The 12,266-nt window shown below is 57.6% G+C and carries 11 protein-coding genes and 1 pseudogene; 5 read left to right on the plus strand and 7 right to left on the minus strand.

The features are described 5' to 3' along the window. The 3 genes from WFM49_RS05685 to WFM49_RS05695 form a co-directional block, all read right to left on the minus strand. Positions 1-1,893: an alkaline phosphatase family protein gene (locus tag WFM49_RS05685; protein WP_336972230.1), complete on the minus strand. Its 1,893-nt coding sequence runs from the start codon at positions 1,891-1,893 to the stop codon at positions 1-3. A gap of 123 nt (positions 1,894-2,016) precedes the next feature. Next, the gene (locus WFM49_RS05690; RefSeq protein ID WP_250757052.1) at positions 2,017-2,394 is read right to left on the minus strand and encodes a hypothetical protein; all 378 of its coding nucleotides are present in this window, start codon (positions 2,392-2,394) and stop codon (positions 2,017-2,019) included. Positions 2,395-2,417: 23 nt separating this feature from the next. After that, complete coding sequence (locus WFM49_RS05695) at positions 2,418-3,065, minus strand: TetR/AcrR family transcriptional regulator C-terminal domain-containing protein (RefSeq protein WP_336972231.1); 648 nt, start codon at positions 3,063-3,065, stop codon at positions 2,418-2,420. A 98-nt stretch (positions 3,066-3,163) separates the two neighbouring features. Here WFM49_RS05695 and WFM49_RS05700 point away from each other — a divergent pair, with 98 nt between their 5' ends. The 4 genes and pseudogenes from WFM49_RS05700 to WFM49_RS18630 all read left to right on the plus strand — a co-directional run bounded on the left by WFM49_RS05700 (position 3,164) and on the right by WFM49_RS18630 (position 6,160). Then, positions 3,164-4,306, plus strand: coding sequence for an HlyD family secretion protein (locus WFM49_RS05700; RefSeq protein WP_336972232.1), 1,143 nt, complete (start codon positions 3,164-3,166; stop codon positions 4,304-4,306). A 2-nt stretch (positions 4,307-4,308) separates the two neighbouring features. Further along, entirely contained in the window at positions 4,309-5,835 is a 1,527-nt protein-coding gene (locus WFM49_RS05705; protein ID WP_336972233.1) for an MFS transporter, read from the plus strand. Between the two features lie 154 nt (positions 5,836-5,989). Further along, positions 5,990-6,049, plus strand: a pseudogene (locus tag WFM49_RS18625) (hypothetical protein); the annotation flags it as partial. Continuing rightward, positions 6,032-6,160, plus strand: a complete 129-nt coding sequence (locus WFM49_RS18630) for a DUF4148 domain-containing protein (protein ID WP_425541755.1) — start codon at positions 6,032-6,034, stop codon at positions 6,158-6,160. The pseudogene WFM49_RS18625 and the gene WFM49_RS18630, both read left to right, overlap by 18 nt. A gap of 117 nt (positions 6,161-6,277) precedes the next feature. Here the strand turns inward: WFM49_RS18630 and WFM49_RS05710 are convergent, their stop codons facing one another. Next, positions 6,278-7,399 carry an arabinose transporter gene (locus WFM49_RS05710; RefSeq protein ID WP_336972234.1) on the minus strand — a complete coding sequence of 374 codons (1,122 nt, stop codon included), beginning with the start codon at positions 7,397-7,399 and terminating at the stop codon, positions 6,278-6,280. Positions 7,400-7,409: 10 nt separating this feature from the next. Between WFM49_RS05710 and WFM49_RS05715 the strand changes: the two genes are divergently transcribed. Beyond that, positions 7,410-7,961, plus strand: a complete 552-nt coding sequence (locus tag WFM49_RS05715; protein WP_250757056.1) for a TetR/AcrR family transcriptional regulator — start codon at positions 7,410-7,412, stop codon at positions 7,959-7,961. A 327-nt stretch (positions 7,962-8,288) separates the two neighbouring features. Here the strand turns inward: WFM49_RS05715 and WFM49_RS05720 are convergent, their stop codons facing one another. The 3 genes from WFM49_RS05720 to dapE are packed head-to-tail and all read right to left on the minus strand — an operon-like array spanning position 8,289 to position 12,264. Then, a complete protein-coding gene (locus tag WFM49_RS05720; RefSeq protein WP_336972236.1) occupies positions 8,289-10,214 on the minus strand; it encodes an ABC-F family ATP-binding cassette domain-containing protein in 1,926 nt (641 codons plus the stop codon). After that, positions 10,211-11,134 carry a 50S ribosomal protein L3 N(5)-glutamine methyltransferase gene (gene prmB, locus WFM49_RS05725; protein ID WP_060185985.1) on the minus strand — a complete coding sequence of 308 codons (924 nt, stop codon included), beginning with the start codon at positions 11,132-11,134 and terminating at the stop codon, positions 10,211-10,213. The genes WFM49_RS05720 and prmB overlap by 4 nt, the downstream gene beginning before the upstream one ends. Further along, positions 11,128-12,264: a succinyl-diaminopimelate desuccinylase gene (gene dapE / locus WFM49_RS05730; protein WP_035268144.1), complete on the minus strand. Its 1,137-nt coding sequence runs from the start codon at positions 12,262-12,264 to the stop codon at positions 11,128-11,130. Before dapE ends, prmB begins: the two co-directional genes overlap by 7 nt. Between the last annotated feature and the right edge of the window lie 2 nt (positions 12,265-12,266).

Here is a 12,266-nt window from a genome sequence, read left to right on the forward strand (position 1 = left end):
TTACCCTTTCTTCTCCTGATCCGGAGGCAGAAATTCGGTAGGCGGCTTTTTATTGGCATTGTGATGCAGGATGCGAGCGGGGCGACCTTCCTCATCCAGCCAGATCTGGCCGATTCCGGAACCATTCCATACCCGTTCCCCCTGTTTGCGCTGATCCGGCAGACGCGGGCTGATGCTCAGGTCACGGCGTTGCGTAAACCAGTTCAGAGGGGATCGCGGCGAGTAGAGCCAGCGGTTCAGCCGATCCAGCCAGTTCAATAAAGCTTCCGGAAATTCGTTCTTGATGCCGCTGCTGGTGACTTGCCAGATATGTGGAATGTGCCCGCTATGGCGTACCTGTACATCGTAGACAAAGGAATAGTGCACATCGCCGGACAGAATCACATAGTTTCCGGGCGTGCGTGAATGCCTGAAGATGTTCAGCATGGTGTTGGCAGCCCCTCGGTGGGCCATCCAGTTCTCGGCGTCTACCGTCAGAGCAAAACCCGCGTACGTGCAGATGCTTTGTATGACTTCGATCAGCTTGACGCCAAACATGGGCGTGGGCGACACAATGATGGCGGCACGTTCATCCAGCAGTTCGTGCTGGAGCTCGGTCAAAGACTCCCAATCCATCAGTCCGGACGGGCGACTGGGCAAACGGCGCTTATGCCAGCGGCGTGTGCGTGTATCCAGCACGATCAGGGTAGGCTGGGTGCGCAGCACATAGTCCCATTGGCGAAACTCCAGCAGTTCCTTGATCAGCTCATCTTGAGTCTTATGTTCAAGACGCTGATATTCATCCGGCTGGCTGGTCCAGGCGGTCACCGTGTCCAATACCGACTCAAACACCTCGGGCCGGTTGCCCCAACCCTGACACAACATATAGGCGATCAGGGCATTGCCTACGATCTGCCGTGAAAAAGGATGGCCATAGGCGACGCTTTCCCATTTGGCGGACAGATTCCAGTCATCGGTGATGTCGTGGTCGTCGAAAATCATCAAGGTTTGCACGTGGGCCAAAAGGCGTGCTGCTTGGGGCAGGTCCTGACGGAAACCTTCCAATGCCAGTGACTCGCGTTGCCAGCGTTGCTGATGCTTGGGCTCCAATTGAGGAGGCTCAGGCTCGGGAATGATTTGCCATGGGATGGGGGACCAAACCAGCAAATACATGGCCATGACTTCGGCCAGCGTGACCAAGTGATTGTGTGCGTTGGCAGTGGTGAAAATCGGTTTTTCCACACCACCAAAAAAGCGCTCGCGCAGATCTTCGTTGGATTTGAAGGCAGGCAGCAAATCCGCACGTCGGTAGTAGCTAGCGGGGTGCCGGTAAAGCGATTCACTATCCGAGACGACGGCGCCTTCCAGATATTCCCCATACAAGCCTAGCCGCTCAATCAAGGCATGAATGGCCGCCAGCATGGGGCCGGCCACATCGTCGGCGTAAACCTGGTCTCCGGACAGCATCAGCAAGGCAGGCCGGGCATGGGCTTGGGTAATGTGCTCACTCAAGACTGTGTCGGCCTGAGCCAAACCATCGCGCGAGGCGTGATGAGGCTTGCGGCACGAGCCAAACATCAGATTGTCAGCGCGGCTGGCCAGCACAAAGCTGGGCCGGGTTTGACCCTGGTGCAGCAGATGGGGAGCCCAATCAGCAATCCCTTGCTCCGGTCCACCTTCGATTGAGGCGAGCAAATCGTAGTGAACAAGCGTGTCTTGGGGCAGGGCTGTAGTTAGTGGTACATCCAGAAAGTGGATAAAGGCCTGCTTGCCCAACTGTACGATGCGACAGTGCTCGCTACTGAGCGAAATACGCTGGGGAGCGGCACCCTCTGCTTGCAGGACCAGGTCCAGGCTCAAGGCCGAGCTGCCAACCAGCCATAGCACCAGGCGCTGGGAATCGAGGCGACGCAAAATAGGGCCTGCCAGTACAGGCGGTAGTGTGGGGAGATGTGGGGAGAGACTCAAACGGGTGACAGTCAAAATCAGAAAAGATAATGGACAGTGTAGGGCCTATAAAGTTGCAACTCGTACTGCTTAGCTGTCTGCCACTTCCGGGCTGGCAGCCAGAAAAGCGGTAATTTGCGCGTCCAGATCGTCCTCATGCACCACGCGGACTGGAAAGCCGAATTTTTCGCTCAAAGGGGCGACAAAGGCATTCAAGGAAAAGGCCATCAAGGCATTGCTGACAACTACCAGGCTGGCGGCACAGGACACGCTCAGACGGCTGCGGTTGGCCTTGATCCATTGTGAGAATTCCTCCTTGTCCGTGCCTTCCTCTGCACCAGGCAGCTCGCGGGTCAACAAGACAAAGCGTCGTCCTTGATCCAGCAAGGCTTCCAGCTCCTCTTTCCAATTGGACGGGGCGCTGTTCGAGATCCAGATACGGGGGAATTCCTGTGTGGCAACGTGCATGGACGGGTCCTGAAAAGGTCTGTTTATGGTTTGTTTTGAATGCGCTGCTTTGTACCATCAATCAACAGGTTCAGGCCAGTGATAAAACGGCCCGTAAAATCATCGGAAAAGATTGCCTCGCGTGCCTGCCAGTTGCTGGGGTACTTTTCTTGAGCCAATTCTAAAAAAGCCTGTTTGCGTAAAGACAGGTCCAATGTGCTGCCGGGCCCCAGAGCCTGTTCTTCCATGACAAAACCCAGAATGTAGTAGATCAGGCTAAAGCTGGCCTCGGCAGCAAATTGACTGTCTGCGCCTGCCTGCATGAAAGCGGACAAAAAGGCTTCGCTGGTGCGCAGCACATTGTCGGTGACTACATAGGTACCCGCAAAGACGCGAGCGCCGTCTCGCCTTTGCAACAGGGCCTGCCGGAACTCCAGGCCCAGATGCCGAACTTGTTCATCCCAGGCTTGGTCCGTTGGACAGTGACGCGCCACGTTTTCTACCAGAGCGTCAGCCATGCCATCAATCAAGGCTTGCTTGGCATTGAAATGCCAATACAGCGATGGCGCCTGGATATTCAGGGCCTGAGCCAGTTTGCGCAAAGTCAGGCCTTCCAGCCCCTCCTGGTCCAGCAAGTCCAGCGCTGTCTGGATGATGTGTTCACGTTGAATACGGGGCGCTTTTGTTGCCATGTTCTCTCCGATATTTGCAACCTAACGCTGTTAGTTTATCATTCGCTTAAAGACTAACAGTGTTAGGTTGTGATTTTTGATTGAGCAGGGATACGGTTATGAGCACCTCAACAACTTCAACGGAACGCAAAGCGCTGGGCCTGCGGCTGGCTCCTTGGCTGGGCTGCCTGGCCATGATTGGGCTGCTGATTCTGGCGACCACGCAGTGGAACGAGTGGACCAGTAGCCGCCGTATACAGAGCACTCAGAATGCTTACGTGAAATCCGACTTTGCGGTGCTCAGTGCCAAGGTTTCGGGCTACGTGAAAGCCCAGCCCTTGGGGGATTATGAGCAGGTCAAGGCGGGGGATCTGATTGCGCAGATTGATCCGGCCGATTACGAGCTGGTCGTGGCGGCAGCGCGGGCGGAACAGTCCAAGGCGCAGGCCCATCTGGACAATCTGGACGGTGAAATTGCACAGCAACAGGCGCGTATTAAAGAGGCGCAAGCCAAGCTGCGCTCCGTGCAGGTGCGCGTGCGGCAATATCGTAATAATCCTTCGCGTCAGGCAAGGCTGGTCAAGGAAGGTGCCTTGTCACGGCAAGGCTATGAAAACGCCCAGGCTGATCTGGATGAGGCAATCAGCCAAGGGGAGGCCGCTACCGCGCAAGTGGAGCTGGCGAAAAACTCCCTGAAGGTTCTGCAGGGGCAGCGTGCGATTCGTACCGCTGATTTGAAATCGGCTGAAGCTGCCTTGGAGTCTGCCCGTCGCAATTTGGGCTATACGCGGATTGTGGCCCCTTTTGACGGGGTCTTGAACAAGCGTCATGTGCAAGTAGGCAGCTTGTTGAACCAGGGCACGCAGATTGTTTCCATCGTCCCCCTGGAGCAGGCCTACGTTATTGCAAACTACAAGGAAACGCAGCTTGCGCATGTGCAGCCTGGGCAGCCGGTGGAGTTGACCGTGGATGGCTTGCCCGGTGGCAGCTGGCGGGGGCGCGTAGTAGAGATTGCACCCATGAGCGGGGCTGAGTCTTCCTTATTGCCTGCCGATAATGCCTCCGGAAATTTCACCAAAGTGGTGCAGCGCATACCGGTGCGTATTGAGCTGGAGCCGGGCCAGGCACAGTTGGAGCGTCTGCGCCCTGGTATGTCGGCACAGGCCAGAATCGACACGGCGGGTTCCCACGTTGCGGCTTATGACATGCCGGGTTTGAAACAGACTCGTCAACTGGCCGTCGTTCGGGCTCAGGAGGGCTGACCATGCCGTTCTCCAGGCTGATGGCTAATACGCAAACCGCTCGCCCCATCCTGACCGTGATGGCGATCTTCCTGGGCGCGGTCTTGACTACCGTGCAAGGGCGTCTGTTTTCCGCTGCCTTGCCGGACTTGCGCGGCCAGTTTGGCTTGGATGTGCTGGAGGCGGCCTGGTTGGGAACGGCCTTGAATGCGGCGCAGTTGATCTCCATGCCGATTGCGCCGTGGCTGGCAACCGTAATCGGGCCGACCCGGGTACTGCTGGTGCCCAGCCTGCTGTTGGGCTTGGCCGCCTTTTTGATCCCTTTCTTTGCCCATCATTACCCCGTCTTGTTGAGCCTGCACGGACTGGCCGGACTTTGTCTGGGGATTTACCTGCCACTGACGATGTCCCTGGCTTTGCGCAGTGTGCACCCTCGGCTTTGGCTGGCTGTCATGGCAGCGTACAGCTTGCGTGTTTCAACCGGCATGGATGCGGGCTATGGCACGTCCGGCTTTTTACTGGAGGAGTTCAGTTGGCATTGGGTGTATTGGCCCACTGCTTTTGTGGGGCCAGTGATTGCGTTTCTGGCCTGGAAAGCCATGCCGTTGACGCCTATAGATCGCGACCAATTGCAAAACGCCGATTGGGGCGGGATGGCCTTGTTTTGTACGGGTTTGGTGCTGGCCTTTGTCGGGATAGAGTCCGCGGAACGGCTGGGCTGGACTGATTCCGGTCTGGTTGTTTCTGCTTTGCTCGGTGGCGTGGTGCTTGTGGCGGCCGCCATAGGACGTGGCATGCGCAGGCAGAACTCCTTTGCCAGCCTGATGGCTTTGAGCAATCGAAATATCCGTGTGTGCCTGATTATTGCCTGCCTGTTCGGCGTGCTGATGACACCGACGTCTTTGCTGATCCCCAGCTTTCTGACCCAGATGGGGGACTTGAAGCCCCTGCAAGCGGGTGCTGCCACCTGGATTGCGTTTGGGGCTTACCTGGCCTCGACTCCGCTGGCGATCTATCTGGCCCGACGTCTTGAGCCACGCCTGATGATGATTCTCGGTTTAAGCATCATCGCCTTCACCGCCTGGCTGGGGACTCATATTAGCCATGACTGGCGTGTGGAGCAGTTTGTTTCGATCCTGATTTTGCAGTCTGTGGGCGAGAGCACCATGTTGATCGGCTTGATTGCTGCTTTTGTGACCAATCTGAATCCTCAACATGGAGTGGCTTTGGGTGTGTATGTCCCCACTGCTCGTGTCTTTACGCCCGTTGCCGCCGCCACGCTGGTGTCGACCTGGCTGCGCATGGCAGGCGATATCAGCTGCAGCAGTCTGAGTAGCCATCTTGTAGAGGGTGACCCTCTGGTTATGGAGAGGGCTTCGGACGGCGTGGCCGCCTTGGCTCGCGTTCTGGCTCGTGAATCGCAGGTCGCTGCGCAGATCAGCGCCTACAACCTGGTGTTTTGGTGCAGCTTGCTGGCCTTGTGTCTGGCCGTGCTGTTGCGTTCTTCACCCCCCAATCCCATTGCGCCTCCCTTTGCTCGACCTGTTTAGGTCCTGGCGGAGAGGCGGTTTTTTTTAATCAAGGAGATTCATTATGAAATTAGGTTTATGGACAGTGGCTTGCACGACTTTGATCGCTTCAAGCGCTGCTTGGGCGGCTGACGGAACTGCACAGGTGCAGGGCTAGAGCTACAGCAAAAGTCGCGCTCAGGTGGTTCAGGAGTTGCAAGAGGCTCAACAAGCCGGTTTGCTGAATTTTGCAGACGATGAATATCCAGTCCTGCCTGCGGGCAGTGCTCATAAGACGCGTCAGCAGGTTGTGCAGGAGCTGGAACAAGCCAGAAAACAGGGCCGCCTTTTGTATGTAGCCCCATAAGGCTGTCTTGAGCTGCCTTTGCGGTATTTTGTTTAAGGTTTAAAAAGGGACTGAGACTGCCTAACGGCAAGCTCAGTCCCTTTTGCTTTTATGAAATTGCTTTTGCGGGAACGGGTTTCAAACCTGGGCTATAGGATGACGCATCAAACGCAGCGCCACCAGTACAGACAAGCTAACGACCACTGCACTGAACAGATAAATCGCTTCCAGCCCCCAGGTTCCTGCGACTGCGCCCAGGGCAGGGCCGGTGATGCCCAAAGAAATGTCCAGAAAGGCGACATAGGCGCCCATGGCGACACCTCGGCTTTCGGGTGGTGCGCGGCGTACGGCCTCGACACCAAAACCAGGAAAGGCCAGAGAATAACCCCATCCGGTCAAGGCTGCACCCAGGTACGCAATGGCAGGGCGGTGGGCACCCCAGATCAGCAAGAGACCCGCTGCTTCCACCAGCACGCACAGCAAAGCGACGCGTGCCCCGCCCAGCTTGTCAGGCAGATGACCAAAGAACATGCGCGCAGCAATGAAGGTAAGCCCAAAGGCTGTGAATGCCAGCGAAGCATTGCCCCAGTTGCGATCAGCAAAGAGCAGGGCGATAAAAGCGGTCAGACTGCCAAAACCGACACTGCATAGCAGCAAGCCCATACCGGCGCCCCAGACCAATCCCAGGACTTGGTAGAAAGGGGTACGACGTAGCGCAGTGGGGGCGGTGGCGCGGACCTTAAGCAGCATCACCAGGGAAATCAAAGGCAACAGCGTGACGGCGACGGCGATACTGTTAAAACCGTACTCCTGGTTCACCACAACACCCAAAGGGGCGCCGACAGCATAAGCGCCGTACATGGCCACACCCACCCAGGCCATGACTTTGCCTGCATTTTGCGGGCCAACCAGACCGATGCCCCAGCTCAAGGCACCCGTCACAATCAGGCTTTCACCGCAGCCCAGCAAGATACGGCCAATCACCAGCACCCAGACCGATAGGGTTGGTGTGCTGACAAAGCTCAACGAAGCCAGATAGGCCAGGCCGGACAAGCACATCACCATCAAACCCAGCATGACGGCGTGCTTGGAGCCTTGTGTATCAGCCAGATTCCCGGCCCAGGCACGGGAGAGCAAAGCGGCTGCGAATTGAACACCGATAACCAGGCCCACGACCAGCGTACTCATCTCCAGCACATTGTGTACATGCAAGGGCAGTACGGGCAGGGGCAGCCCGATACTTAGAAAACTGACGAACACGGCTCGCGTTTTGTCCGAGCGTGGCTATGCCGGCACCAATACCAATGTGGTCGCGGAAGTGGCTGGAGTCAGCGTGGGGTCGGTGTATCAGTACTTCCCGAATAAGGACTCACTGATTGCCGCCTTGCATGAACGCCATGCTTTGCAAATGAACCAGGCTATGGAAAGCAGTCTGGCCGATACGCAGTCCCTGGGGTTGCGGGGGCGTTTGAGTGATCTGGTCAAAGCCTGGTTGGCCGCGCATCGGGTGGACCCGGAATTGCATCGGGTACTGGAAAAGGATTTTCCTTTCTTTGATGCGCCAGCCAGCGAGAGCCAGGCTGATCAAAGTATTCGTGACCGCATTCGTCAACTGCTGGAAGAGCACCGTAGCGAGGTTGCCCCGCAGGATCTGGATTTAGCCACCTGGGTAGTAATGCAAAGTCTGGAGTCCCTGATTCATGGTGCGATCATTCCGCCCGGTGTGCCGTATCCACCGGAGCAGGTGGAAGAGGCCATTGTGGACTTGCTGTGTGGATATTTGGGCTGTGCGGGCTGTGGGAATGGGGGTGAAGGGAGCTGAGTTGTCGAGCCGGTTCTCGAGTGAGTTTTGGCTCATATGAGTTTGTTGTTTGCTGGCCGGAATCACCTTAGCTAAGGCATGCAGTGGACGATGTACTGCAGCAAAACGAAGGATGGGGGGAGCATAGTCAGCTTTACGAGTGTATATCCCCGGTGCTCGGGGGCCTGCCTCAGATCCCCAGGTGTCAGCAATCAGGTGCCTGCAGTCTCGCAAGGTCCCAATGTGTGTTTTACAGACCATCAAGAGCTTCCGTCAAAAAGGCGCCAATCCTTGTGGATATGGCGCCTTCTTTTTCAGTAGTTTACGAGCAGAACGGAGTCGATAGGCCTAGACCTGTCGCCCGATTTCTTCCATTGCTTCCTGAATTTCCAACCACTCTTCTTCCAGCGTTTGATGCGTCTTGGTGAGTTCACCATGCTCAGTCATCAAGACGGGGCGTTGGTCCTTGTAGCTGTCGGAGTAAAAGTCGGGGTCCTGCATCAAGCTATCCAGTTCCTGCAAACGCAGCTGGGCTTTCTCCATGGCTGACTCCACTTTCTTCAAGCGGCTTTCCAGTGGCTTGCGTTGTTGGGCCTGCCGTTGACGCAGTTCGGCTTCCTGACGGCGTTGGGTCTTACGGTCTGTGCCTTCAGCACCTGTATCCGCACGCGCTTCCTGGCGAGCTTCCGAGCGCGATTGCGCGCTGCGGGCCAGTAGCCAGTCGCGGTAGTCTTCCAGGTCGCCATCAAACTCCTGAACCTGGCCATCGGCCACGATCCAGAAAGAATCAACGGTAGAACGCAGCAAATGGCGATCGTGCGATACCAGCAGCACGCTGCCACCGTAATCAGCCAAGGCTGTCGCCAGGGCCTCACGGGTCTCCACGTCCAAGTGGTTGGTTGGCTCGTCCAGCAGGAGCAGGTTGGGCTTTTGCCAAACAATCAGGGACAGGGCCAGACGTGCCTTTTCGCCACCGGAGAAGGGGGCAGTCAGGCTGGTGACCATATCACCGCTGAAACCGAAGGAGCCCAGGTAATTACGCAGTTCCTGCTCGCGGACATCCGGAGCCAGACGCGCCAGATGTTGCAGGGGAGTGGAGTCCGGGTCAATGGAGTCCAACTGGTGCTGGGCAAAGTAGCCGATCACCAGGCCTTTGGATTCCAGGCGTTCGCCTTTGATAGGTTCCAGCTTGCCAGCCAGGGTTTTGACCAGTGTGGATTTACCCGCACCGTTCATCCCCAAAATACCCACACGGGCACCGCCGCGAACCATCAGACGGACCTGGCTCAAAATGGCCTTGTCCTGACCGGGGTAACCCAGATCGGCTTGATCCAATGTCAGCAAGGGATCGGGTGTGTATTCGGGCGAGGGCAGGCGAATGGAAACGCTTGAGTCGTCGCGCAAGAGCGTCACGGTCTGCATGCGGGCCAACGCCTTGACGCGGCTTTGTGCCTGCTTGGCTTTGGTGGCCTGGGCCTTGAAGCGATCAATAAAGCTTTGCAGACGCGCGGCTTCACGGGTTTGACGCTCGTAGGCGATCTGGCTTTGTTGTACGCGCTCGGCACGTTGCACCAGAAAGTCGTTGTAGCCGCCTTTGTAGCGAACCAGCTTGCCTTGATCCACGTGCAGAATCGAACGGGCCACCGCATCCAGAAACTCGGTATCGTGCGAAATCAGCAGAACCGTGCCGGGGTAGGAGCTCAACCAGCGCTCCAGCCAGAGCATGGCGTCCAGATCCAGGTGGTTGGTCGGTTCGTCCAGCAAGAGCAGGTCCGAAGGGGCCATCAGGGCACGGGCCAGTGACAGGCGCATTTGCCAGCCACCGGAGAACTCGCGCACGGGCAGCATCCACTGATCGGGGCGGAAACCCAGACCGGCCAGCAGTTGCTCGGCACGCGAGGGGGCGGACCAGGCATCGGCTTCGATCAGGGCGTTTTCCAGTTCGGCAATGGCTTGGCCATCGCTGTCGGGCGTATTGGCACGTTTTTCCTGCAAGGCACGCAAGCGCTCGTCGCCATCGATAACAAATTCGCGGGCAGGGCGGTCACGGTCTGGAATGGTTTGGCGCACACTGGCCACTTCCCAGACTTCGGGGATGCTCAGGTCACCCCCGTCCAGATCCAGCTCGCCTTGCAGCAAGGCAAACAGCGAGGATTTACCCGCACCGTTCTTGCCCACAATGCCCAGGCGCTCGCCCGGGTTGACGATGAAATCAGTATTGTCCAGCAGGACTTTGACGCCGCGACGCAGCGTAATTCCAGTTGCGCGTATCACAGAGCCAGTTGCTCCCGGCTTAACAAGAGAATCTGGTCTTCAGCGGTTTCCGTGCTCAGCCAGATCGGCTCCAGCTCCGGGAAAGCAGCGATGAAATTGTCGTACTCATTGCCGATTTCCAATACCAGCACACCTTCGGGCGCCAGGAAGTTGGGGGCCGCTTCCAGAATGCGACGCACCAGATCCATACCATCGTCGCCGCCAGCCAGGGCCAGTTGTGGCTCGTGCTGGTATTCCTTGGGCAGGTTTTGCATGGACTGCTCATTCACATACGGTGGGTTGCAAATGATCAGGTCGTAAGCGGTTGGCGGCAATTGATCCAGCAGATCGCTCTTGTACAAGCTCATGCGATCGTTCAGCTCGAAGGCATCGATGTTTGACTGGGCCACTTCCAGCGCGGCGTCGGACAGATCCACGGCATCGACCTGGGCTTGCGGGAAGGCCAGTGCCGTCAAAATAGCCAAACAGCCCGAGCCAGTGCACAAATCCAGGGCGTTGTAGATGGCATCGGGGTCCGCAATCCAGGGTTGCAACTGCTCTGCCAGCAATTCAGCAATGGGAGAGCGCGGCACGATGGTGTCAGCGGTGACGCGGAAGCGATGGCCTTGCAGCCAGGCTTCGCCAGTCAGGTAAGCGGCGGGCACGCGCTCGTTGCAGCGTCGTGCGACCAGGGCCAGATAGGCAGCGCGCTCGGACTCCAGCACGGTGGCATCCAGATACGGGTCCAGCGTGTCCAGGGGCAAATGCAGGGTGTGCAGCAGCAGATAGGCGGCCTCGTCCCAGGCATTGTCACTGCCATGGCCAAAGGCCAGCTGACAGCGGTTGAACTGGCTGACAGACCAGCGCAACAAGTCGCGCACGGTGCGCAGTTCCTGCTGGGCTTCCAGCAGGGAGGAATGATCGATGCAAGGGCTTAACAAAGCAGGGATTCCAATGTACGGCGATAAATGTTTTTAAGAGGCTCAAGATCAGCCACAGCAACGTGTTCATTGATTTGATGGATGCTGGCGTTGAGCGGGCCAAATTCGACCACTTGAGGGCAGATTTTAGCGATAAAGCGACCATCCGAGGTGCCGCCTGTCGTGGACAGATCGGTTTCCACGCCGGTTTCGGTTTCAATGGCCTTGGCAAGAGCCTGGCTTAGCGGTCCAGCCTCAGTCAGGAAGGGTTCGCCACCCAGTGTCCATTCCAGTTGGAAATCCACACCATGGCGGCGCAGGATGGATTCCACTTCGGCTTGCAGACCGGCAGGTGTCTGCTCAGTGGAGAAGCGGAAGTTGAAATGCACATCCAGCTGACCGGGGATCACATTACCCGCGCCAGTGCCGGCATGAATATTGGAAATCTGAAAGCTGGTGGGCGGGAAATCGATATTGCCGGCGTCCCACATGCGGTCTGTCAGTTCGTGCAGCGCAGGGGCGAATACATGCAGCGGGTTGATGGCCAACTGCGGGTACGCCACATGGCCTTGGCGACCCTTTACGATCAAGTGGCCGGACAGGGAGCCGCGACGGCCATTTTTAATGGTGTCACCTAATTGGCGCGAGCAGGTAGGTTCGCCCACGATGCAGTAGTCCAGCTGTTCGCCACGTTCTTTCAGCACTCGGCAAACATGCACCGTGCCGTCGGTGGCCGGGCCTTCTTCATCCGACGTCAGCAGCAGGGCAATCGAGCCTTTGTGTTCAGGATGGGCCTGGGTAAATTCCTCAACTGCGTGGATGAAGGCCGCAATTGAGGCTTTCATATCCGCCGCACCACGGCCATACAGCTGACCGTCGCGCACGGTGGGTTCAAACGGGGGCGAGTCCCAGGCCGCTTCCGGCCCGGTAGGAACCACGTCTGTGTGACCGGCAAAAACAAACAAGGGCGCCTGGGTGCCACGGCGGGCCCACAGATTGGACACCGGGCCGCTGGGCAGATGTTCCAGGCTAAAGCCCGCTTGCTCCAGCCTTGCGCCCAGCCATTGCTGGCAGTGGGCGTCCTCAGGGGTGACCGAGGGGCGGGCAATCAGGGCTTTGAGGGTGTCTAGTACAGAATTGTCAGTGCTCATGT

Origin of the sequence: Alcaligenes sp. PF14 (genome assembly GCF_037150615.1) — a bacterium.
GTDB classification, from domain to species: Bacteria; Pseudomonadota; Gammaproteobacteria; order Burkholderiales; family Burkholderiaceae_B; genus Alcaligenes; species Alcaligenes phenolicus.

What these genes read in the sequence shown, in the direction of transcription:
- WFM49_RS05700 (WP_336972232.1), top strand. Translation starts at nt 3,164, where the DNA reads ATGAGCACCTCAACAACTTCAACGGAACGCAAAGCGCTGGGCCTGCGG.
- WFM49_RS05690 (WP_250757052.1), bottom strand. Translation starts at nt 2,394, where the DNA reads ATGCACGTTGCCACACAGGAATTCCCCCGTATCTGGATCTCGAACAGC.
- WFM49_RS05695 (WP_336972231.1), bottom strand. Translation starts at nt 3,065, where the DNA reads ATGGCAACAAAAGCGCCCCGTATTCAACGTGAACACATCATCCAGACA.
- dapE (WP_035268144.1), bottom strand. Translation starts at nt 12,264, where the DNA reads ATGAGCACTGACAATTCTGTACTAGACACCCTCAAAGCCCTGATTGCC.
- WFM49_RS05705 (WP_336972233.1), top strand. Translation starts at nt 4,309, where the DNA reads ATGCCGTTCTCCAGGCTGATGGCTAATACGCAAACCGCTCGCCCCATC.